We start from the raw sequence: 20,427 nt of genomic DNA, 5'->3' as shown, positions 1-20,427 counted from the left end.
TTTAATCAATTTTATCCAATCTTGCCTCACTTTCTTCTGTGAGCCAGTCCGTTTCAGCTAAATCGATAGTCTTCTCGTAATACTCTGCAGCCAAAACCACCTCTCCATTGTTTTCTGCTATTCTTCCAAGCCCGAGATAAGCTATACTCCGGTAATACTCTCCACGATCAGGGCTTTTATGGCCTATTGCAAGCCCTTTTTGATAATATTTTTTGGCCTCTGACAGACGCCCCTTTGCTTTCTCACAATAGACGCCTTGAAATATTTGACCACACATCTTATAATAAGGCTTCTCATGGTTTTGAAGCTGCTGAATCAATGGGAGAGCACTTGCATAGTCCTTTTGACGCATCAGACATTCCAAAAACTTGGCTTTGAAGTAATCATTAGCAGGATACATATTGTGCAATCGTTCTAAATAATACCGAGCCTTGTCAGGTCGATTTTCATACCTCAACCAAATGTAGGAAAGGTATAATCCGGCCTCTATTTTTACAATTTTGCTTTGATGCACCGCACTATCCAACTGCACCAGTCCTCGTTCGATATCACCCGATTTAAAAATCCATACAAATGACTTGTAAATCGGATGACGTTCCGGATACTTCTCACGAAAGTAATTATACAAACCGGAGAGAAAGAGAAGTTCAGGGCTCTTCGCTGTATGTTCCATTGTTTTTTTTATCAGGTTATAAGTCTGTTTGGCCTGCGACATAGCCTTAAAACTACTCCCTTCCTGCGCATAATACTCTGCCAATAGCCCATGCGCTGACATTTCAAAAAACATGGCTTCAAGATTATTTTGGTCTATGCTACTTATCTTCACTGATTGTTCAATGGTTCGCATTAAATATTTTTTGTGCTCTGCATACCACGGACTGGATGTTCGAATGGGTTGGTCATGCCAAGCCAAGCACATCGCGCGCATCATCGGTACAATAGGATGCTCTGGAAGTATGAATTCAAGAGAATCGATAACAAGTGATGCAGAATCAAATTGCTGATTATACAAATAATCACCCCCTCTATCAACCATTTCTAATAGCTCCGAATTACCAAATAATGGCATACGCTGAGCATTTACCCGGATCAAAAACAGATTGGGCAAAATTACTATCAGTAGTATTTTTTTTATTAATGAAGTAATAGTCTTGGGCTTTGAAGGTAAAGAACAGATTTGGTTTTTTTTAATATTAATAATCAGCAAATTTGAAATTAAATTTAAGATATGACAATTCCTAGATTATTTGATCTTCCAATAATAGATTTAAGTTCCATAATGACAGTTGCTGAAGGTGATAATATTCCATTTACAGTAAAGAGAGTCTATTGGGTTACATCGAATCAAAAGGATGAAATTCGGGGAGAGCATGCACACAAGTCGTGCCAACAATTAGTCGCCTGCATTGACGGGGAGCTCATCGTAATGCTGGAAGATATTCAAGGAAACAAATACTCTTACAATCTCGCCACGCCTAACAGCATGTTATTAATTCCATCACAATTTTGGAGCAAAATTGAATACAAAAAAGACTGCATTGTTTTGATACTAGCTTCTCACGAATACGATGAGGAAGACTATATACGAAACTACTCTGAATTCAGGTCTCAAAGTTTGATACAAAAAAAATGATTTTCGCTGGAATAGAGTTTTCTGCTCATAACCCCGGTTCACTCCAGCTGAATTCATGTCCGATATATTATTCTCAGCCATATCTCAAGCAAATCGAAACTGAGATTTCTAGTTTTTATGCGATAAAAAAAGATACTCAACAGATTCTCATAGTCATCCATTTTCAGGTGCTAAACAATCAGGCAATCAGTCTCAGAAATGCGCCATTCGGTGGAATTCACTTTGAACATGCTATTGAGACTAGTGTTTTCGAGGCCTTCATGAACTTCATAGTCACCAAGCTTAAATCAAAGCGAATAAATGAGATTGTGATAAAAACGGCTCCTCCGTGCTACCATGACCATTCCCACTTACATTGGGAATCGCTCAACAAATTGGGTTTTACAAATTCACAAGATGATATTAACCATCATATAGAAATAGCGCAGCCGAAAATAACCGAACAACTATCTCATATGCAGAAAAGGAGACTTGAAAAATGTAAGAAAGCAAATTTCCAATTTAGAAAGGAAAGCCCTACTGAACTTAAAAGAGTGTATAATTTCATAGTTGACTGTAGGAAGGAAAAACAGCAGTCTGTCTCTGTATCACTAAACAAACTAGATCGATTGATGAGACTGCTTCCCGATTCTTATTTGATATTTTGTTGCTATGACGGCCAGCGGTTGATTGCAGCCACAATCTGTGTAGTTGTAAATGACCTTGTATTATACAATTTTTTTCCATCCAGTAAGGCTACATATAATACCTACAGCCCTATGGTCTTTTTGATATCCAACCTATACGAATACTGTGTCCATTACAACCTGAAAATACTTGACCTTGGAACCTCCATGCTGGACAATGCTCCGAACGACAAGCTTATTGCTTTCAAAAACAGAGTTGGTGGAATTGCCACTAAAAGATCGATTTATTCAATGAAATTATAAACAGGCTTACGGTATTACAAACTAGAAACCTAAGTAAATCACCTAATTTTCAACTAAAACCAATAGAAAATTCGTTCTGCACATTCATTGTAACATTTTTCTCTATAAATTCGTTGCTTTCAATAGCATAATCCAAAAAGTTGAAAAAACTCTTTTCTATACTATTCTGCATGTCGCTCAGCCTGTCGATTTCGGCATATACTGAGAAAAACTCCAATGGGAATGGTGGTGGTGCAACATATAGTTCTGAGAACTCGAACGAGCCTGAAGGTGAAATCAACACGAACAAAGAGGCTGAAGAATCTCAACAGCATGAAGAATCGGACGCCGAACCAGACTCGAGCTATTACTCAGTCAATAAATTCAACTTCCTTTTTTACTTCGTCTATAAAATGAAATATATGGATGAGGAGGCAGAAACGGAATCTTTGAAAGACTAATATTTTCTCGCCTTTTTTCTAAATGTAGAAGGTCCTCCTTCGAAGGTAACATAGATTGTGAAACTATGAATATTGAGGCTTTCTATACCAGCGCTAAAGTCATTTTCTTCAGCATCCAGAACATTCAATAGTCCAAAAGAATATCTCACTTCTGGTGAAAACTTAAACAAAGGCTGAAACAAATCTAATCCCACACCAACATCAAGTGAAAGGTTAAATTTTTCAATCAGCAACCTTTCTGAAGAATCCTCCTGCTTTTTGTTACCAGAAACTTTTATACTTGGAGTCAAGCCTGCGAGCAGATAAATAGCTCTGTTTTCTCTGCGAACAGATTTATACTTAAGTAATATGGGCAGCTCAAAATAAGTCGGATCCCGAAGTTCTTGAAATTCTGAGCCATTGTCATATCTATAGTCCAGACCCAATTGATAAAAGCTGAAAGTTGGTGCGACACGTACATCTAAGTACTGAAACAGATGAAGATTAACAATAAATCCAATTTTAAAGCCAAATTTCTGAGTCGGTAAAATTGAGTGTACTGAATCTAAAGCTGGTGCTGTAAAAGCATCTGAGTATTTCAATCTAAACCTTGAAGTATGCCCTCCTATTAGAAATCCGTAGTGTACCGTTTGTTCATCAAAATTAGGAAGATTAATCCCGCCAGGTAGTTGTGCGCGAGACTCAGTAGTAATAAAACAAGAAGCGCCAATTACAAAAGTCAGAACTACTTTGTAGCTATATATATTGAACTTATGCCAAATGTAAGAGGTTTGCATTGAGTGTCTTTGTATCCTGTTTTTTCTAAAATATTTAGAAATTCTTGCCCATAGGGAAATTCCGCCACCGATTCCGGAAGATAAGTATAAGCTGAATTGTCACTAGATACTACTTTTCCAATCATCGGCAATATAGCCTTAAAATAAAAACCATAAAGCTGTTTCATTGGAAATTTAGTCGGTTTAGAAAACTCAAGAACTACTAGTTTTCCTCCTTCTCTTAGCACTCGCCTCATATCGGCCAATCCCTTTTCCAGGTTTTCGAAATTCCTTACGCCAAAGGCAACGATCACGGCGTCAAACTTATTGTCCTCAAATAATAGCTGCTCTGAATCTCCAAGTCTCATTTCAATCTGATCCTCTACTCCAAGTTCAACCATTTTCTTTCGACCTACTTCCAGCATACCCTCAGAAATATCTACCCCAATTATCTTATCTGGATTAAGCCTTAACGCTTCAATGGCTAAATCTCCTGTACCTGTAGCAATGTCTAAAATCAATTTCGGTTGATGAGATTTGAGTTGTCGAATAGCACTTTTCCTCCAGAGGATATCAATACCCATACTTAGAAAATGATTGAGAAAATCATATCGCTTGCTGATCTTATTAAACATCTCAGCAACCTGTTGTTTCTTAGATTTTTCCTGATTCTTATAGGGTAGTACTGTCAACTTCTTTGATTTTTTATTATGCTGCAATATTACATGTAATCCTTGAGATAATTGTATAAATGGAATGCCCAACATGAGCGGGTTTCATACTTTGATCAGGTTCTTTTGAAATGTCGACCGTCATTAGAGACTAAAGACTAGCATCCAAGCAGAAATATATTGTTCTTCCGTAGAGTTCCAGTCTGGTTTTGAGCATTTTTGCCAAAATATTAGTTGTCATGGAATGTCCACAAGCTTGACTATCAACCTAAGATGAATATTGAAACAGTATTAATCACTTTTAGTTGAATTATAGCCGTGAACATTTCCGCCTTGGCGGACCGATCGCTACGTCGAATCGGTGACCTTCGAAAATAGACCTATACGCATGAAAATCAAAAGCTCCGAGTTCGTCATCAGCAATACAGATTATACTTTGTGTCCTACTCCTGATAAGCCGGAATATGCTTTTATCGGACGGTCTAATGTGGGTAAGTCGTCACTGATTAATATGCTGACAAACAAAAACAAGCTTGCTAAAACCTCTGGTAAGCCAGGAAAAACACAATTGATCAACCATTTTTTGATTAATAAATCCTGGTTTTTGGTGGACCTGCCAGGATATGGTTGGGCTCAGGTGAGTAAAGAGATGAAAGAAAAGTGGGATCGAATGACCAAAAACTATTTGGGTCAGCGAGAAAATCTCCACAATGTTTTTGTTCTTATCGACTCACGAATCCCTCCGCAAAAAATCGACATAGAATTTCTTAATTGGTTAGGTCAATATCAAATTCCATTTTCAATTATTTTCACGAAAGCCGATAAACCAAAAAATTCCAAAATTCAATCCAATATCGCTGCATTCAAAAATGAACTCAAACAATTTTGGGAAGAGATACCTCCAACATTCGTTACCTCTTCTGCGCAAAAAATCGGTCAAGCTGAAATCTTAGATTACATCGGTCAAATTAATGAGAGTGTGTAAGATTATATTAATTTTACGAGCGATTAACAACAAACTATGGATTTCAACGAAATAGCAACAGTATCAGGTAAAGGTGGTCTATTCAGCGTGGTAGCCCCTACACGCGGAGGAATGATTCTCGAATCAATGGATAAGCAGAAGAAAAAGTTGGTAGTAAATGTCAACTCGAAAGTCTCTGTACTTGGAGAAATTTCAATTTACACAACTGACAAAGAAGGTTCGTGCCCTTTGGAAAAAGTGATGCAGAAGATTCACACGGAGTTCGACGGTGATACAGGTCTTAGTAGTGATGCCGATAATGAAGAACTCAAAGCATTTCTAAAATTCATTCTGCCTGATTACGACGAGGATCGCGTCTATGCATCAGATATTAAGAAGCTGGTAAAGTGGTATAATCTTCTAAGTCAGAATTATCCTGAATTATTCGAAGAAAAGGAGGAAAGTAAGGAAGAGACCAAAAAATAATCTAAAAAGATGAGTGTTTCTCTCTCATCCTGCACTTCATTAATTGTGAAGCATTTTCAACTACCTCAAGAGGAGTTGGATCATTGTAAATCATCGGAATCAGAGCTGGAGCAAACCTTGGCCTCTATCATCAATAATTTGCTTAATCAAGATATTACTCGTCTGATGAATGCCTTCTATAAAATAGATCTAGACGAGACCATATTCATGCGAATTATAACATCAGTAGATCCTGATAAAATTGGCCTTACTTTAGCTCGAGAAGTTATCAAACGAGAAATGCAGAAAGTAAAAACCAGAGAGAAATACAGAAACTCTTAATTCTTTTGTGCAATAATTTCCTCTCCTCTGAAAGCATGCGCTTTATTCACCATGTCCGGAGACCCGATGAAAAGTGGCACTCGCTGATGTAGCTCTGTAGGATCTATTTCCATAATGCGACGCTGCCCGTCGGTGGCCATGCCGCCAGCTTGCTCTATGATAAATGCCAAACAATTGCATTCATACATTAGTCGAAGTTTACCATTTGGGGCCTTTTCAGTACTGGGGTACATATAAATTCCCCCTTTCAATAAATTTCTATGAAAATCTGCCACTAGTGACCCAATATATCTGGCACTATAATTTTCAGCTTTGCAATATTGAAGATATTCTTTGACAGATGGTTCAAAGCTTTGATAAGAACCTTCATTTATTGAATAAATTTTTCCATCCTTCGGGCACTTCATATTTTGATGCGAGAGCAAAAACTCCCCCAAGGTTGGCTCGAAGGTAAATCCATTCACTCCATGACCAGTAGTGTAAACCAACATGGTAGACGAACCATATAAGATATAACCAGCCGCCACTTGATTGTCGCCCTTCTGTAGCACATCCTCAGTTTGAACCGTTGTGCCAATAGGCGATACTCTTCGGTATATAGAAAAAATCGTCCCTATAGATACATTAACATCTATATTTGACGAACCATCCAATGGGTCCATGGCTACAACATATCTGCTGTTAGCATTCAGTCGAATAAGATCGTCCTCCTCTTCTGAAATAATGGCACAAACCTCACCACCATTCTTTAGTGCACGGGTGAATCGAATATCAGCAATCACATCAAGTTTTTGCTGTTCTTCACCTTGTACATTAGTGGCACCATAGGCCCCAGCAATATCCAACAGACCAGACTTGTTTACCTCTCTGTTTATAATTTTACCAGCTAGTGCTATGTCTCTCAGCAGCTGAGATAACTCGCCCGTAGCAAAAGGAAACTCCCCTTGTTTGTCATTGATGAATCTATCTAGTGTAGTACCAATAGTAGATCCGAGTGTGTGCTTATCCATAAATGTGAATTGGGTCGATGCAAAAATAGAAATAATCCGCTTAATGTTAAGTCAGTGATAAGAGATTCTACCCTCAATTGTTAGTCTTTTATTTTTTTATTCTAGCTCCCTAGGTAGTTTTGCATTCCTAATATATTCGAAATGAAAGTATTCAAATTTGGCGGTGCATCTGTAAAAGATGCACCCTCAGTAAAAAATGTTGCGGAAGTTATACGACAGTTTTGCAACCACGAATTGGTCGTAATTGTCTCAGCTATGGGCAAAACTACGAATGCGCTTGAGGAATTGGTTCGCTTACATTTCGAAAAGGGTGATTGGCAAACTCAATTGCAAGCCATTAAAGACTTTCATTTTGAAATTTCAGAAGGGCTTTTCAAAGCAGAACATCAGGTGTTTGATAGGCTTGAATCAATTTTTGAAGGTATAGCCGAATATATAAATGGGGCCAATGGAAAATCTTATATAGAGGTATACAGTGAAATGGTAAGTCAAGGAGAATTACTTTCCACTCGTATTATAAGAAATTATCTGAATGAAAATATTCACAAGACTATTTGGATAGATGCCCGCAACTATGTAAAAACAGACTACAATTATATTGACGCCAGGGTGGACTGGGATATGACAAGGAGGAACATCAGTGAAAAAATTCCAGTGTTCACTAAAGATGCCATTGTCATTACTCAAGGCTTTATAGGATCTAACGGTGAAGGTAAAACCACAACACTGGGACGCGAAGGGTCCGATTTTAGCGCATCCATCTTTGCGACAGGCTTGAATGCAGAATCTGTAACAGTCTGGAAGGACGTACCAGGAGTAATGACAGCCGATCCAAACAAAATGCCTGATGCCAAAATTATACCCAAACTGAGCTATACAGATGCTTCTGAAATGACTTACTATGGGGCATCAATTATTCATCCACGTACTATCAAGCCGTTAGCGCAGAATGGTATTAAACTATACGTGCGTCCATTTACTTCGCCTAAGGAGTTGGGAACTACGATTGGTGCGGATGCGGCCGGTAAACACCCCGCCTCTTTCATTCTGAAAACAAAACAGGTCTTTGTTGACTTTAAGGTTACAGATTTTGCTTTTATTGATGAAAAAAAGCTTAGCATGATCTTCAATGCATTAGATCAACTCAACATCAAGATTAACCTGATGCAAAACTCAGCGGTCAGTTTTTCAATCTGCATAGACAAGAAATTCGACAAAGTTGAAAAATTAGTGGCACGTTTGAGCGATTCCTTCAACATTGAGATGAGAGACAATCTAGAAATGCTCACAGTAAAAGGATACGATCAAGTTGCTCTGGATAAAATTTATACTCGCAAGGAAGTTTTGTTAGAACAAAAATCAAAGGACGTTTATCATTTACTCTATGTCCCTGAAAAAAAACATCAGCGACTAGGTGAATCTGCCTAATGTTCGAGTAATTTCTTGCAAATATGCGCTCCCAAATAAATTGAGATGAACAAGCAACGGGTATAAATTAAAAATACCCACACGCTCCTCATGGCCGGGCTGCATTGGATATGATCCATTATAGGCGTGATAGAATTCAGAGTCGAAACCTCCAAACAGTCTCGTAAAAGCTATTTCTGCTTCTCTATGGCCATAGTAAATGGCAGGATCAAAAATTACCGGCCTACCAATTTCGCCAATTAAAAAATTGCCAGACCAAAGATCACCATGAAGCAAAGCAGGTTTTTCTTCGGGAATTAACTCTCGTAGTTTATTGAATAATATTTCAAAATCTGAAACGAGTTCCTTTCTGATCAATCCTTTATCCTGAGCCATTTTTAGTTGTGGCATCAGTCTTCTATTAATGAAGAATTCGATCCAATCCTCAGCGGGCTCATTCGATTGAGCCAACCTTCCAATATAGTTATCATAATCCAACCCAAAATAGGCTGAGGTGTGTTGATGCAGTTGAGCCAGTAACTCACCGAAAATCTTCCAAAAATGAGCCTCTGCAGGTCCGGACTCGACATACTCTAAGCACAGATAGTCGACTCTTTCAGTCGTACCCCGCCCCATTACCTTAGGAACAATAAGTGACGATGTCTCGCTTAGCAATGTTAATCCATTCTTTTCAGCTTCAAACATGGAGGAAGCATTTTCATTCCATTTTATAAAGTACTTTTTATTTTCAAATTGAAAGACTCCTGCCGAATGAATACAACCTCCACCAACGGCTGTGAGGTCAATGTCTGCTACAATCGAACTGCCAAAAAGTTGCTGCACAACTTCTCTCAAGAAATTCATTTGCTCTACTTTATATGATCGATTAGCTTATCTACTGACCTTGATATCATTTGAAAAACCTTTTCAAAACCGTCATATCCTCCATAGTAAGGATCTGGCACATCTAACTTCCCATCAGACTCGGGATCAAATTCCCTCAGAAGAAAAAGGTGGTCTGTAGTTCCCCTGGCCAGCTCTTTCATATCATTATAGTTGTTTCTATCCATAGCAAGAATAAAATCAAATTGATCAAAGTCCTGGGGAATAAACTTGCGAGCTCTGTGATTTATAGGTACGCCATGTTGCCTGGCAACTTCTATACTTCTATAATCAGGTTTTTCGCCCACGTGATAAGCGGCAGTACCTGCCGAATCGGCCTCCATGTTTAAGCCTTTAACTTTACTGTTAAATATTGCCTCCCCTAATGGGGAACGACAAATATTTCCTAAGCAAACAAACAATACCTTTTTCATAAACACCTTATTTTCGGCCTAACAGAATCCGCGTAATTTAAATCGATATAGAATGAAGTAGCATTAGTCTATTAATTCATCAAATTCATCGAAATGAGATTATCCTAATCTTATAATTGTATAATTTTACCTTCGAGAAATCTAAACCACTCAAAGCATGTCGAGAAAAGTTAAATCGGAACTGACCTTTATTTTAAAGATATCACTTTTGTTTCTGATTTTATTTGCAAATAAATTGAATAAATCGACTGAAGTCCTCAACACTGCAAAACAGGCACTTTCTCCAAAAGAGCACATTACGGTGATTACAGCCTCTATTCGCGACTAATTAAGTCTCCATTTCATTAATCTAAAAAAATAATTAAAAAAAATCACAATGGGTGGTTACTTTGTTTATGTATCTGGTATAAAGAGGTACATAACACAAATTTTATTCATACACCTGTTTAACATTTTTATCAAAAATGAAAAGCCCCGAGATCACAATCGGGGCTTTTCGTTTTTATATGGTTGTAGGTTTTATCTGAAGTTGTAGGTTTTATCTGAAGCTAAACCCAAGTCCTGCGGTTATTGTATTGTATTTCTGCAAAGTGTAGTCAGCATGTAAAGTAATAATTGCTAATTTCAACCTAAAACCAGCTGTAGCTCTCATTCCACTACTAGTAAAACTTTCCGACACAGGGTCTACCAAAGTAATCACCAAGTTTGAGTCAGTATCATCTTGTATATCATAACTCCCTTTGACCTCCAGGCTCGTCGATACATTATTAAAACCAAACCCACCATACAATGTCAATATTGATAATTTTTTAGAAACCAGCACCTGATAGGTCCAAGCATTAATTCCAAATTCTCCTTCTTGACCCGCACCAGAGACAGCATCGTTGGTCAGATCAAGTTTTGCGTTGATTCGATTAAACGCTACCAACACAGACATATCAATTGGAATATGTTTAATCCCTGGAATCCATTGTTTAAAATCATGCATAACACCTAATCCAAACATTTTCAGTTCGTATCCATCCTCATCACTTTTCTGCGTTGGAACCCATCTGATTTTCAAATCTGTATTTTTAATCAGACCAATACCTGCCTGAAGCATCGGAACAGGAACATAACCATTTACGTCATCCTCTAAGTTCAGTCCTGGTGGGGCATTAAACTGGCTCGTAACTGTAATACCATTCTGGGTCAGGCTTGATTCCAAGCCCACAGTTCGGTCATCGCCAAAAACAGTAGCAAATTCTTCAGTATTCCCAGATTGTGTTCTTATACCTCCAGAGGTTATGTCACCAGCTTGAAGCATACTAAAGAATAAATCCGAATTTGGTGTTTTTGCAAGACTCAATGTAGCCGTAATATCAAACCCTAACGGCTTATGTGGTTTTGCCGTGTTGTACCAGCCGTTAGCTACGCCAAAACCCATTCCTGTGAAGGCCGGGTTCAAATACAATCCCATTAATTCGCTAGCTGCCTCCTCTCCTCCTTTAAGAAATACTGAGATGTCCAAAGCCTCAGCATCTTCTAAGGAAGTGATTTGTCCATACATGGAACCTGGAAGGCAAATCCCAACGCAAAGGCAGACAAAAAACATTCTTCTAGTAAAATTCAATTCCATAATAGTAGTTTTTAATTAGTAGTCTAAAAATAAGGCTAATTCCAGTAATTACACAAAGAAACACCTTAAAGTCTCTTAAAGTGAGTTTCGCCCACGCCAATGAAAATCTATCCACTCATAAATAAAATTGATTTAATCTTTCAACCAACCAGCAACGAAATGCTAATTTTGCGTTATTAAAAATTACATTTTAAACATTCATATATATTATGTCACTAGTAGGAAAAAAAGCACCACTATTTGAAGCTCCGGCTGTTATAAATGGAGAAGAAATAGTTGAATCTTTCTCATTAGATCAGTACCTAGGAAAAAAAGAGGTCGTCTTCTTCTTTTACCCAAAGGATTTCACTTTTGTGTGCCCAACAGAAATCCTGGCTTTTCAGGAAAAACTGGCTGAATTTGAAAAAAGAGGAGTTGCTGTAGTAGGTGCCTCAACCGACACTGAAGAAACTCACTTAGCCTGGTTGATGACTGACAAAAACAAAGGTGGAATTTCAGGAGTAACTTATCCTTTGGTTGCAGACACAAGCAAGACCATCGCAAACAACTATGGCGTGCTAGCTGGAGATTGGGATTACGACGAGGAAGGAAATCTTTCTTTTAAAGGTCTACCTATTGCCTATAGAGGTTCTTTCTTGATTGACAAGGAAGGAACAGTAAGACATGAGACAATCAACGATTTGCCTTTAGGTAGAAACATTGATGAAATGATCAGATTGGTTGACGCGCTTCAGTATGTGGAAAAACATGGAGAGGTTTGTCCTGCCAACTGGGAAGAAGGCAAAGAAGCTATGCAAGCCACAAGAGAAGGAGTAGCTGAATATCTGTCAAAGAACTAAGAAAACCGCATTATAATAGCGATGAAAAGTCCTCCATGATGGAGGACTTTTTTATTTTAGTCCTCCAAATGAGTAAGATGCAGGGAACGGTAACAAAATCGATGGGATTGTGGTATTTGGTAGAGGGATCCGATGGGGTCAATTATCAATGTAGGCTGAAGGGCAAGTTTAAACTTGAAAATAAAAAGATATCGAATCCAGTAGCGGTAGGAGATCGCGTTGAGATTATAGACGACGAAGGTAATGTCGAGGCAAAAATCATTTCCAAAATTCACGCTAGGCAAAACTACATCATCCGTACGTCTCCAAAGAAGAAAGGCCATGGCCACATCATAGCAAGTAATCTTGACCTCGCAGTTGTTGTGGCAACAGTAGCTAATCCAAAAACCTCATTGGGTTTTATTGACAGGTTTTTGGTCACGGCCGAAGCTTTCAGGATACCGGCCATGATTTTGTGTAACAAAATTGATTTACTTTCTTCAGAAGAACTTGATGCACTCAAGGAAAAAATGAAGGAGTACGAAGTTTTAGGGTACAAAACGGGTTTTATTTCAGCGCTAAACCCAAAAGATATTGAACATTTCAAAGAAAGCCTTTCTAACCAATCAACACTCATCTCCGGTCACTCTGGTGTCGGAAAGTCAACCATTGTGAATCAGCTAATTCCAGAAGCTGACCAAAAAACTTCAGAGATATCTGAATTTTCGGAAAAGGGCATCCATACCACCACATTTGCGGAACGATTCAAGGTCTTTGAAAATTCCTATATCATTGACACACCAGGAATCAAAGAACTCGGATTGGCTGAGATAGAATCAAATGAATTAAGTCATTATTTTCCTGAGCTTAGAGAATTATTAGGGCAATGCAAGTTCAACAACTGCACGCACACGCACGAACCCGGTTGTGCCATCGCGGCTGCGTATGAGGACGGTAAGATTTCTCAAAGCCGCTATGACAGCTACCTGAGCATGTTGATGGGAGATGACAACAGACGATAGGTCTTTCTATCTAAATAAGGTAAGAATTGATCTTTTAAGCCAACTAAAGTTTAAACTTAATTGTCCAATGCATTTTATAATTAGGTAATGATTAGGAATTCGCTCTATTTTTCTCCAGAGCAAGAAAAAACCGCTAAGCTCGGTCTTTTTGCCGGCCAGAAAAGCATGCCTAATTTCATATTTTAGCCTTTTAATTAGTGCCTTTACTTCTTCGTTCGTTTTATTTAAGCCCAAAATCTTGTAGCACACTGTGAGCGTTGATTTCAATTTTCGATCATTCTTTTCATAAAAACTTGTGGAATGAGAACCTTTTACTTTCCGGATCAATGTCAACACCTCAGACTGATAGGCATAATGCCACTTACGAGCCGATCTGATCCAAAAATCAAAATCCTCATAAGCCAATGATTCGTCGTATCCCCCCAAGTCATCAAGTACCTTCTTTCGAATCATCATAGTAGGTGTAGGAATAAAATAAGTGTCTATTGCTCTTTCATAAATGTCCCCTTCGAACGGAATCAACCTTAAATCTTCAAAATGTTCGTGCAGCTCCTTACCTTCTTCGTTGATATATTGTGCGTTAGAATAAATTACACCAATCAAAGGACTTTGCTCATCAAAAAAATTCACCTGGCGCTCAATTCTCTCAGGAACTAATATGTCGTCACCTGCCAAGTCGATAACATAATCTCCATGGGCAAGGGCTAATCCCTTATTGAATGCAGTTGTGCTTCCAGCATTCTCAGCAAGATCCACAAATGATACATCTCCTGTATTATTGAGCCATTCTAATATCACCTCCTTACTCCCATCCGTGCTGGCATCATCGACCACAATCAGTTGGATATTGCTATAAGACTGGCCAATGACAGAATCCAGCGCTTCTTTAACAAAGCGTTCCTGATTGTAACACAAACAAATGACCGATACCAATGGATTTTCCATGAGTTCAAAACTAAATATTTGTTCCATTCTTCCATCTAATTAATATTTATATACTTTTGTGGGCTAAATGAACATGATCAATAACATAACCAAGTATAAAGCACTCATTCTTGCAATAGGAATGATTGCCGGACTGGGCATAGTCGCTCAGCCCGTACTGAAGGCTTATGTGGATTGTGAAAAGATTTGCCAGTTAGAAAAAAATGCAGATTCTGATCAGAAAAGTGATGCTGAAGAAGAGAATCCAAACGAAGCTCAAATATCTGCACTGGAAGCAGTAGCACCCACTGCACAAATCCATTTATCTCCCTTGGACTTTGTATTGGAAGATCAGCCGGAAGCTGAAATGCCAGAGACAAGTATATTGGCAAAAATGGCAGTTCGCCTGCCGGAAAAGCTCCTTAAGGTGCTTTTCAACATTATTATTGCCCCCAACGCACCATAAGAAAACTTCCTGTTCCTTCAATGAACACGAAACTGGTCACTCACGACCAAACACTCAATTAAAAATCTTACTTAGTAATTACTTTTTAAACATTTATAATAATGAAAAATAAAGGCGGAGTAGTACTACTCACGATTGTAGTCTCCTTACTTTGTGTTTATTACCTGTCCTTCACATTTGTGGCACAGCGAGTAAACCAACAAGCAATAGATGCAGCTACTGTGGACAATACCACAGACTACCAAAAAAAGCAAGAATACTTAGATTCTGTTTGGAATGAGCCGGTATACAACCTTTTTGGAGTTGATTTTACTTACAAGGAAATCAAGGAAACAGAATTGAACTTAGGCCTCGACCTTCAAGGTGGTATGCATGTAACCTTAGAAGTGTCTCCAGTAGAAATCGTAAAAGGCATTAGTGGAAATAGCAGGGATGCTAATTTCCTCAAGGCCCTGGACATGGCCAGACAGCGTGTAAAAGGTACTCAACTAGACTTCGTTACTGAGTTTTATAATGCCTACCAGGAAATCGCTCCTAACCAGTCTTTAGCGAGTGTGTTCGCCACTGCAGCCAACAGAGGAAGAATCAGTTTAAGTACAACTGATGCAGAGGTTATGGATTTGATCAATACTGAAGTAGATGGTGCTATCGAACGGTCTTTCAATATTCTAAGAACAAGAATTGACAGATTTGGAACCTCTCAGCCAAACATTCAAAGACTACAAGGTACTGGCAGAATTCAAATTGAATTGCCTGGTGTAGATAATCCTGAAAGGGTTAGAAAACTACTGCAAGGGGTGGCCAAGTTAGAATTTTGGGAAGTTCATGAAATGCAGGAGATATTCCCAACGCTGCAAGCTATGAATGATGTAATGGTAAAAGAAATGAAGGTTGAATTGCCTGAAATTTCTGGTGAGGAAGCTGAAGTTACTGAGTCATCCGATGATTTAGGAGACTTATTATCAGATGACAGCCAAGAAGATTCTCTCAGTACCGATGATCTGGAAGCACAATTAGAAAATGACAGCACTGCTGTTGATTCTACCTTCAACTCTCAGGTTTCTCCTTTGTTTAGTCTTTTGAAAGCACAATATGGTCTGGTGTATGATTTGAAAGACACTGCAAGGATCAACAGAATGCTAAAGAATCCAAAAGTTCAGCAAGTCATTCCAGCAACTATCAAGTTTATGTGGTTGGTGAAGCCAATCAAAAATCAGGACGAGTTGAGCCAGGATGAATTCCTTGAACTATATGCCATCAAATCAAGCAGAGGTGGTAAGGCGCCACTAAGTGGCGAAGTAATTGTTGATGCAAGACAAGATTTAGACCAAAGAACCGCGCCTGCCATCAGCATGAACATGAATGCAACGGGTGCCAAGAAGTGGAAAAAACTCACTGGCTCAAATGTGAACAGAAGAATTGCTATCGTACTCGACAATTATGTCTACTCTGCTCCAAATGTGCAAGGTGAAATTCCAAACGGTAGTTCGCAGATAACTGGGAACTTCACATTAGAAGAAGCTAAGGATTTAGCAAACATTTTGAAAGCAGGTAGTCTTCCTGCTCCTACCACCATTGTAGAAGATGTGGTCATAGGGCCAACCTTGGGTAAGGTTGCTCAGGATCAGGGCATGCTATCCATCTTCGCAGGTTTAGCTATTGTGATTCTGTTCATGATCGCCTACTACTCTAAAGGAGGCATGATTGCTAACCTGGCTCTATTCTTCAATGTATTCTTCATATTAGGAATTTTGGCTCAGTTGAGCGCAGCATTGACTCTGCCTGGTATTGCAGGTATTGTATTGACTATTGGTATGTCTATTGATGCCAACGTACTGATTTTCGAAAGAATCAAGGAAGAACTAAAAAATGGTGCAGGTATAAAACAGGCCATTTCTTCCGGGTATAGAAAAGCATACTCTTCTATTGTAGATGCGAACGTAACTACTTTCTTGGTTGGTATTATTCTTTACACATTGGGTCAAGGTCCAGTAAAAGGATTTGCAATTACCTTGATGGTGGGTATCGCCTGTTCATTCTTCTCGGCAGTATTCATTACAAGAGTGGTCGTAGAATGGATGAGCAAAAAAGGAGATCAAAGCAAGATTTCATTCGCAACAGGATTTTCTAAAAACCTATTGTCTCAAATGAATTTCGACTTTATTTCGAAGAGAAAATTTGCTTACTTATTCTCAACCATATTTATCTCAATTGGAATTGTTGCTATGGTTGCCAAAGGGTTGACCTATGGAGTTGATTTTACTGGTGGTAGATCTTATGTGGTGTCTTTCGACAAACCTGTGGAATCATCCGCACTCAAAGTGGCTTTGGCTTCCTCATTCAACAATCAGGGTGTAGAGGTGAAAACTTACGGTGCATCCAACGTGCTAAAAGTGACCACCAGTTATTTAATCAATGACGAATCTGATGAGGCAGACTCCAACGTGAAAACTGCCCTAGTGAGTGGAGTATCGGAATTCACCGGATTGAACTATGTACAAGACGACACCAAGGCTGACACGGGGGATTTTACAATCGCTAGCTCTTCTAAAGTAGGAGCAACTATTGCCGATGACATCAAGAGTGCCTCCACTCGATCTGTTGTTTTTGCATTGATCGTTATCTTCTTATACATTTTGGTTAGGTTTAGAAAATGGCAATTTGGGCTGGGTGCAATCATCGCTCTATTCCACGATACCCTATTTGTGCTTTCTGCCTTTGCTATTGCTAACCTACTCGGGATTTCCTTTGAAGTAGATCAAGTATTCATTGCAGCGATGTTGACCATTATTGGTTATTCAATCAATGATACCGTGGTGGTATTTGATAGAGTTAGAGAAAATCTTGATATTAAAACTGGCGGTGAAATGAAAGCTGTATTCAACGAATCTTTGAACAGCACAATTAACAGAACCATGATTACGTCTATTACAACTTTAATTGTTGTGATTGTTCTTTTCTTCTTTGGAGGAGCAGTGTTGAAAGGGTTTTCTTTCGCACTGATCATAGGTATCTTGATCGGTACTTATTCTTCACTGTTTATTGCTACGCCGATTGTAATTGATTTCAACAAAGAGAAAGAATAGAAAATAAATTCTTTGACAAAAGCCCTTCTGTTCTTAAACGGAAGGGTTTTTTTATTGCAAAAATTCAATATACCTCTCCAGCAATTCACCAGGAGCCTCTACTTGTGGATAATGTCCTATTCCTTCAAGAAGCCAAATATTTTCTTTTGATATAATCTCCTGGTATCTACGAACCATGACACGACCAGAAATGGGATCTTCAGGCCCATTGATCAAACCACGTTTACCTGGATAATCCTTTAGAGCTCCTACCCATCGTTTACGATTCACGACCCTTTCCTGCATGTATCGAATGATTTTATGTGCAATGTGGTGTCCGTTTTCTCTGGATACCAAATTCCAATAGATAGCCAACTCTTCCTTACTCAATTGAGTTTGAGCACCGAAAATCCTTGAAAAGGATTTTTCAAATTTTTGCCTGTTCAGCAACCTGCTCAGCACAAAGCCAATTGGGCTCATCAGCAGCTTTTGAATCATTAATGGATGATGTGCTTCGGGAAAAATACCTCCATTCAACAGGCACACTGATTTTATGTTTAATCTATTATCCTTAGTGGCCCTTGCTAAAATTTCTTGTGCGACTGTATCACCGTAGTCATGAGCCAATATATGAAATTTATTAATTCCTTTCTCCTTTAGCAAATCAAGTATCAAATCTGCCTGTTTCATAATTGAATAGGGAAACCCAGAAGGTTTGGCAGAGTACCCAAATCCCAACATGTCTGGCGCCAGCAACGAAAATTTATTGGACAGTGGTTCCCAAATTTTCCACCAATCATAAGAAGCGGTAGGAAAACCATGAATAAGTAGTAATGTCTCATTGTCTGATAGACACTCTTTGTAGATGATCAAATGTTCGTACCATGTAAAAGTCTTGGCAGACCCATACCACTGATCGAGTGAGCAATTTTGCATAGATTCGCTTTAGTTACTAAAGATAATCATTTCGATATGACAGCGGTTCTAAACCAGGGTGTATCAATAATTGGATCCGGAAGAGTGGCAACCAGTTTGGCTCACGCCTTACAGTCAAATAGTATCTGCATCAATGAAGTTTATAGCCGAACACTTGAACGCGCTGAGAAGTTGGTTGTGAATATTCCCAAAGCAAAGCCTACGGATTCTTTGGACTTTTCATCTAGTCAATCCGGCATTTTTATCGTGGCTGTAAATGATGATGCCATCAATGCTATCGCACAAAACATAAAGGTTCGTGCCGATTCCTATCTGTTTCATACATCTGGAACGGTATCGATGCAAACCTTGTCGGGCGCAGGTTCCTCCTTCGGAATCTTCTACCCTTTACAGACATTTGTAGCTGACTCCAAAATAGATTTTCAAAAAATTCCAATTTTGATTGAAGGCGGAAATTCAGAAGCATTAGCTATCCTAAACACAATGGGTCAGGCCATCAGCAAACAAGTACATGAAGTTTCTGAATCGGATAGACAGCGGCTGCATGTGGCAGCAGTGTTCGCAAGTAATTTTACCAACAGGATGCTGGCTGCCGCAGAGGATATTTTGAGCAATTCCAATTTGGATCTTCATATTTTGAAACCGCTTTTGGAACAATCCATCCAAAATGCTTTTAATCAAGGCCCCGACGCGGCGCTCACAGGACCAGCCAAAAGGGGAGATGGCAAGACGATTGAAAAACACCTATTGATGCTAAAAGACAAGCCAGAACTGCTTGAAATTTATCAGCAGGTAACCAAATCCATCATCTTAAAATTCTCAAACCAAAATTAAAGACCTGACCTGCTCCATCGCGCTTAGACCATAGAAAATTGGCATAGGACAGTTCCAATTCCAGATTGTTCAGGATAAGATACTTAGCGCCTACTCCTAGCTGCGTGTACCATCTAATTCTGCCAAATTCCGCATCCTCGACGGTCGTTAACTTACCATAAGCTGCCGCATGCTGGATATTACCATAAAGTGTGAGCTTATTCGACGGAAAGAAACTGACGATGGCACTTATAGGAACTCTAAAAAAATCATTTTGAATATCCTCCACTTTGAATCTATACAGTACATCTGCTTCAAAAAACAGGTTCCACTTGGCGTTAAGAGAATGGTCATAAAAAAATTGCGTCCACCAGGTGTAACGGTTATGGTTAATAAATCTTGGGTTTTCCAGCTCGCTGCCGTTCATAGGAAAAAGAAACGTGCTTTGTATGCTAAAATTTCCACGATGCTCAATGGGTACGAATTTGACAGTGGGGCCGATAGAAGATAGGAGTGAACTGGTTGATTCCGATCCGTACCAAGCGGTGGTAAGGTTTGCTTCGATTCCCACATTAAGACGTTGGTTATTTGATAAGCCATATAAATACCTGAATTGGTGATTCAAAAAGGATTGCCGTTCGCCAAGTTCAATACTATTCCCGTTCTCGTCCCGAACTTTGGTCTGCGTATATAAATTATTGAACAATTTGAATTCCATTTGGCCTTTGCTCAACAAAACCGACGGAGTATATTGTTGTAGACTTGATTGTCCAAAAAGGTGCTGTCCGGTCAACAAGACCAGGCCTATGATAAATATCTTTTTCATATAACTA

General features: G+C 38.9%; 23 protein-coding genes. 13 read left to right on the top strand and 10 right to left on the bottom strand.

Going from position 1 to position 20,427, the window contains the following annotated elements; all coding sequences use genetic code 11:
• Window position 1 precedes the first annotated feature (1 nt).
• A complete protein-coding gene (locus ABJD64_RS04800) occupies window positions 2-1,069 on the bottom strand; it encodes a tetratricopeptide repeat protein (protein WP_348177960.1) in 1,068 nt (355 codons plus the stop codon).
• 159 nt (window positions 1,070-1,228) lie between these two features.
• On the opposite strand from ABJD64_RS04800, the gene ABJD64_RS04795 reads away from it, so the two are divergent.
• The 3 genes from ABJD64_RS04795 (at window position 1,229) to ABJD64_RS04785 (ending at window position 3,002) form a co-directional block, all read left to right on the top strand.
• Window positions 1,229-1,633, top strand: a complete 405-nt coding sequence (locus ABJD64_RS04795) for an FdtA/QdtA family cupin domain-containing protein (protein WP_348177958.1) — start codon at window positions 1,229-1,231, stop codon at window positions 1,631-1,633.
• Complete coding sequence (locus ABJD64_RS04790) at window positions 1,630-2,562, top strand: GNAT family N-acetyltransferase (RefSeq protein WP_348177956.1); 933 nt, start codon at window positions 1,630-1,632, stop codon at window positions 2,560-2,562. Before ABJD64_RS04795 ends, ABJD64_RS04790 begins: the two co-directional genes overlap by 4 nt.
• A 140-nt stretch (window positions 2,563-2,702) precedes the next feature.
• Window positions 2,703-3,002 carry a hypothetical protein gene (locus tag ABJD64_RS04785; protein WP_348177954.1) on the top strand — a complete coding sequence of 100 codons (300 nt, stop codon included), beginning with the start codon at window positions 2,703-2,705 and terminating at the stop codon, window positions 3,000-3,002.
• Here the strand turns inward: ABJD64_RS04785 and ABJD64_RS04780 are convergent.
• Window positions 2,999-3,778: a porin family protein gene (locus ABJD64_RS04780; RefSeq protein ID WP_348177952.1), complete on the bottom strand. Its 780-nt coding sequence runs from the start codon at window positions 3,776-3,778 to the stop codon at window positions 2,999-3,001. The two genes, ABJD64_RS04785 and ABJD64_RS04780, sit on opposite strands and share 4 nt — an antisense overlap.
• The gene (gene ubiE, locus ABJD64_RS04775; RefSeq protein ID WP_348177950.1) at window positions 3,727-4,449 is read right to left on the bottom strand and encodes a bifunctional demethylmenaquinone methyltransferase/2-methoxy-6-polyprenyl-1,4-benzoquinol methylase UbiE; all 723 of its coding nucleotides are present in this window, start codon (window positions 4,447-4,449) and stop codon (window positions 3,727-3,729) included. The genes ABJD64_RS04780 and ubiE overlap by 52 nt, the downstream gene beginning before the upstream one ends.
• 367 nt (window positions 4,450-4,816) lie before the next feature.
• On the opposite strand from ubiE, the gene yihA reads away from it, so the two are divergent.
• From yihA to ABJD64_RS04760, 3 genes are read left to right on the top strand one after another with little or no spacing between them, the layout of a single operon-like run.
• Window positions 4,817-5,413, top strand: a complete 597-nt coding sequence (yihA, locus tag ABJD64_RS04770; RefSeq protein WP_348177948.1) for a ribosome biogenesis GTP-binding protein YihA/YsxC — start codon at window positions 4,817-4,819, stop codon at window positions 5,411-5,413.
• A 36-nt stretch (window positions 5,414-5,449) separates the two neighbouring features.
• Entirely contained in the window at window positions 5,450-5,878 is a 429-nt protein-coding gene (locus tag ABJD64_RS04765; protein ID WP_348177946.1) for a DUF5606 domain-containing protein, read from the top strand.
• A 9-nt stretch (window positions 5,879-5,887) separates the two neighbouring features.
• Window positions 5,888-6,199: a hypothetical protein gene (locus tag ABJD64_RS04760; protein ID WP_348177944.1), complete on the top strand. Its 312-nt coding sequence runs from the start codon at window positions 5,888-5,890 to the stop codon at window positions 6,197-6,199.
• Here the strand turns inward: ABJD64_RS04760 and fbp are convergent.
• Window positions 6,196-7,209: a class 1 fructose-bisphosphatase gene (gene fbp / locus ABJD64_RS04755; protein WP_348177942.1), complete on the bottom strand. Its 1,014-nt coding sequence runs from the start codon at window positions 7,207-7,209 to the stop codon at window positions 6,196-6,198. The genes ABJD64_RS04760 and fbp overlap by 4 nt on opposite strands.
• A 141-nt stretch (window positions 7,210-7,350) precedes the next feature.
• Here fbp and ABJD64_RS04750 point away from each other — a divergent pair, with 141 nt between their 5' ends.
• A complete protein-coding gene (locus tag ABJD64_RS04750; protein ID WP_348177940.1) occupies window positions 7,351-8,637 on the top strand; it encodes an aspartate kinase in 1,287 nt (428 codons plus the stop codon).
• Here ABJD64_RS04750 and ABJD64_RS04745 read toward each other — a convergent pair.
• Together ABJD64_RS04745 and ABJD64_RS04740 are read right to left on the bottom strand one after the other, a co-directional pair.
• Window positions 8,620-9,480 (bottom strand): fructosamine kinase family protein, encoded by an 861-nt coding sequence (locus ABJD64_RS04745; RefSeq protein ID WP_348177938.1) that lies wholly within the window; start codon window positions 9,478-9,480, stop codon window positions 8,620-8,622. The genes ABJD64_RS04750 and ABJD64_RS04745 overlap by 18 nt on opposite strands.
• A gap of 5 nt (window positions 9,481-9,485) precedes the next feature.
• Entirely contained in the window at window positions 9,486-9,932 is a 447-nt protein-coding gene (locus tag ABJD64_RS04740) for a low molecular weight protein-tyrosine-phosphatase (RefSeq protein ID WP_348177936.1), read from the bottom strand.
• 157 nt (window positions 9,933-10,089) lie between these two features.
• Here ABJD64_RS04740 and ABJD64_RS04735 point away from each other — a divergent pair, with 157 nt between their 5' ends.
• Window positions 10,090-10,260, top strand: coding sequence for a hypothetical protein (locus ABJD64_RS04735; RefSeq protein WP_348177934.1), 171 nt, complete (start codon window positions 10,090-10,092; stop codon window positions 10,258-10,260).
• A gap of 210 nt (window positions 10,261-10,470) precedes the next feature.
• On the opposite strand, the gene ABJD64_RS04730 is transcribed toward ABJD64_RS04735, so the two are convergent.
• The gene (locus ABJD64_RS04730; RefSeq protein ID WP_348177933.1) at window positions 10,471-11,550 is read right to left on the bottom strand and encodes a DUF6588 family protein; all 1,080 of its coding nucleotides are present in this window, start codon (window positions 11,548-11,550) and stop codon (window positions 10,471-10,473) included.
• 209 nt (window positions 11,551-11,759) lie between these two features.
• Between ABJD64_RS04730 and ABJD64_RS04725 the strand changes: the two genes are divergently transcribed.
• The gene (locus ABJD64_RS04725) at window positions 11,760-12,389 is read left to right on the top strand and encodes a peroxiredoxin (RefSeq protein ID WP_348177931.1); all 630 of its coding nucleotides are present in this window, start codon (window positions 11,760-11,762) and stop codon (window positions 12,387-12,389) included.
• A gap of 77 nt (window positions 12,390-12,466) precedes the next feature.
• Window positions 12,467-13,390 carry a ribosome small subunit-dependent GTPase A gene (rsgA, locus tag ABJD64_RS04720; RefSeq protein WP_348177929.1) on the top strand — a complete coding sequence of 308 codons (924 nt, stop codon included), beginning with the start codon at window positions 12,467-12,469 and terminating at the stop codon, window positions 13,388-13,390.
• A 6-nt stretch (window positions 13,391-13,396) separates the two neighbouring features.
• On the opposite strand, the gene ABJD64_RS04715 is transcribed toward rsgA, so the two are convergent.
• Window positions 13,397-14,362 carry a glycosyltransferase gene (locus ABJD64_RS04715; protein ID WP_348177928.1) on the bottom strand — a complete coding sequence of 322 codons (966 nt, stop codon included), beginning with the start codon at window positions 14,360-14,362 and terminating at the stop codon, window positions 13,397-13,399.
• A 46-nt stretch (window positions 14,363-14,408) separates the two neighbouring features.
• Here ABJD64_RS04715 and ABJD64_RS04710 point away from each other — a divergent pair, with 46 nt between their 5' ends.
• Together ABJD64_RS04710 and secDF are read left to right on the top strand one after the other, a co-directional pair.
• Complete coding sequence (locus ABJD64_RS04710) at window positions 14,409-14,780, top strand: hypothetical protein (RefSeq protein WP_348177926.1); 372 nt, start codon at window positions 14,409-14,411, stop codon at window positions 14,778-14,780.
• A gap of 101 nt (window positions 14,781-14,881) precedes the next feature.
• Entirely contained in the window at window positions 14,882-17,866 is a 2,985-nt protein-coding gene (secDF, locus tag ABJD64_RS04705) for a protein translocase subunit SecDF (protein ID WP_348177924.1), read from the top strand.
• Window positions 17,867-17,917: 51 nt separating this feature from the next.
• Here secDF and ABJD64_RS04700 read toward each other — a convergent pair whose 3' ends face one another.
• On the bottom strand, window positions 17,918-18,781 hold the full coding sequence (locus ABJD64_RS04700) for an alpha/beta hydrolase (protein ID WP_348177922.1): 864 nt from the start codon (window positions 18,779-18,781) through the stop codon (window positions 17,918-17,920).
• A gap of 36 nt (window positions 18,782-18,817) precedes the next feature.
• Between ABJD64_RS04700 and ABJD64_RS04695 the strand changes: the two genes are divergently transcribed.
• On the top strand, window positions 18,818-19,615 hold the full coding sequence (locus ABJD64_RS04695) for a Rossmann-like and DUF2520 domain-containing protein (RefSeq protein WP_348177920.1): 798 nt from the start codon (window positions 18,818-18,820) through the stop codon (window positions 19,613-19,615).
• On the opposite strand, the gene ABJD64_RS04690 is transcribed toward ABJD64_RS04695, so the two are convergent.
• Window positions 19,587-20,420: a hypothetical protein gene (locus tag ABJD64_RS04690; protein WP_348177918.1), complete on the bottom strand. Its 834-nt coding sequence runs from the start codon at window positions 20,418-20,420 to the stop codon at window positions 19,587-19,589. The two genes, ABJD64_RS04695 and ABJD64_RS04690, sit on opposite strands and share 29 nt — an antisense overlap.
• Window positions 20,421-20,427 lie beyond the last annotated feature (7 nt).

It is taken from the genome of Reichenbachiella sp. (assembly GCF_039944555.1).
In the GTDB taxonomy this organism is placed as follows: domain Bacteria; phylum Bacteroidota; class Bacteroidia; order Cytophagales; family Cyclobacteriaceae; genus Reichenbachiella.
The sequence above is the reverse complement of the archived record's forward strand: the minus strand, read 5'-3'. Positions and strand labels throughout refer to the sequence as shown.

What these genes read in the sequence shown, in the direction of transcription:
- ABJD64_RS04740 (WP_348177936.1), bottom strand. Translation starts at nt 9,932, where the DNA reads ATGAAAAAGGTATTGTTTGTTTGCTTAGGAAATATTTGTCGTTCCCCA.
- yihA (WP_348177948.1), top strand. Translation starts at nt 4,817, where the DNA reads ATGAAAATCAAAAGCTCCGAGTTCGTCATCAGCAATACAGATTATACT.
- ABJD64_RS04795 (WP_348177958.1), top strand. Translation starts at nt 1,229, where the DNA reads ATGACAATTCCTAGATTATTTGATCTTCCAATAATAGATTTAAGTTCC.
- ABJD64_RS04790 (WP_348177956.1), top strand. Translation starts at nt 1,630, where the DNA reads ATGATTTTCGCTGGAATAGAGTTTTCTGCTCATAACCCCGGTTCACTC.
- ABJD64_RS04735 (WP_348177934.1), top strand. Translation starts at nt 10,090, where the DNA reads ATGTCGAGAAAAGTTAAATCGGAACTGACCTTTATTTTAAAGATATCA.
- ABJD64_RS04760 (WP_348177944.1), top strand. Translation starts at nt 5,888, where the DNA reads ATGAGTGTTTCTCTCTCATCCTGCACTTCATTAATTGTGAAGCATTTT.
- rsgA (WP_348177929.1), top strand. Translation starts at nt 12,467, where the DNA reads ATGCAGGGAACGGTAACAAAATCGATGGGATTGTGGTATTTGGTAGAG.
- ABJD64_RS04780 (WP_348177952.1), bottom strand. Translation starts at nt 3,778, where the DNA reads ATGCAAACCTCTTACATTTGGCATAAGTTCAATATATATAGCTACAAA.
- ABJD64_RS04700 (WP_348177922.1), bottom strand. Translation starts at nt 18,781, where the DNA reads ATGCAAAATTGCTCACTCGATCAGTGGTATGGGTCTGCCAAGACTTTT.
- ABJD64_RS04710 (WP_348177926.1), top strand. Translation starts at nt 14,409, where the DNA reads ATGATCAATAACATAACCAAGTATAAAGCACTCATTCTTGCAATAGGA.
- ABJD64_RS04725 (WP_348177931.1), top strand. Translation starts at nt 11,760, where the DNA reads ATGTCACTAGTAGGAAAAAAAGCACCACTATTTGAAGCTCCGGCTGTT.
- fbp (WP_348177942.1), bottom strand. Translation starts at nt 7,209, where the DNA reads ATGGATAAGCACACACTCGGATCTACTATTGGTACTACACTAGATAGA.
- ABJD64_RS04765 (WP_348177946.1), top strand. Translation starts at nt 5,450, where the DNA reads ATGGATTTCAACGAAATAGCAACAGTATCAGGTAAAGGTGGTCTATTC.
- secDF (WP_348177924.1), top strand. Translation starts at nt 14,882, where the DNA reads ATGAAAAATAAAGGCGGAGTAGTACTACTCACGATTGTAGTCTCCTTA.
- ABJD64_RS04745 (WP_348177938.1), bottom strand. Translation starts at nt 9,480, where the DNA reads ATGAATTTCTTGAGAGAAGTTGTGCAGCAACTTTTTGGCAGTTCGATT.
- ABJD64_RS04715 (WP_348177928.1), bottom strand. Translation starts at nt 14,362, where the DNA reads ATGGAACAAATATTTAGTTTTGAACTCATGGAAAATCCATTGGTATCG.
- ABJD64_RS04800 (WP_348177960.1), bottom strand. Translation starts at nt 1,069, where the DNA reads ATGCCATTATTTGGTAATTCGGAGCTATTAGAAATGGTTGATAGAGGG.
- ABJD64_RS04750 (WP_348177940.1), top strand. Translation starts at nt 7,351, where the DNA reads ATGAAAGTATTCAAATTTGGCGGTGCATCTGTAAAAGATGCACCCTCA.
- ABJD64_RS04730 (WP_348177933.1), bottom strand. Translation starts at nt 11,550, where the DNA reads ATGGAATTGAATTTTACTAGAAGAATGTTTTTTGTCTGCCTTTGCGTT.
- ABJD64_RS04690 (WP_348177918.1), bottom strand. Translation starts at nt 20,420, where the DNA reads ATGAAAAAGATATTTATCATAGGCCTGGTCTTGTTGACCGGACAGCAC.
- ABJD64_RS04695 (WP_348177920.1), top strand. Translation starts at nt 18,818, where the DNA reads ATGACAGCGGTTCTAAACCAGGGTGTATCAATAATTGGATCCGGAAGA.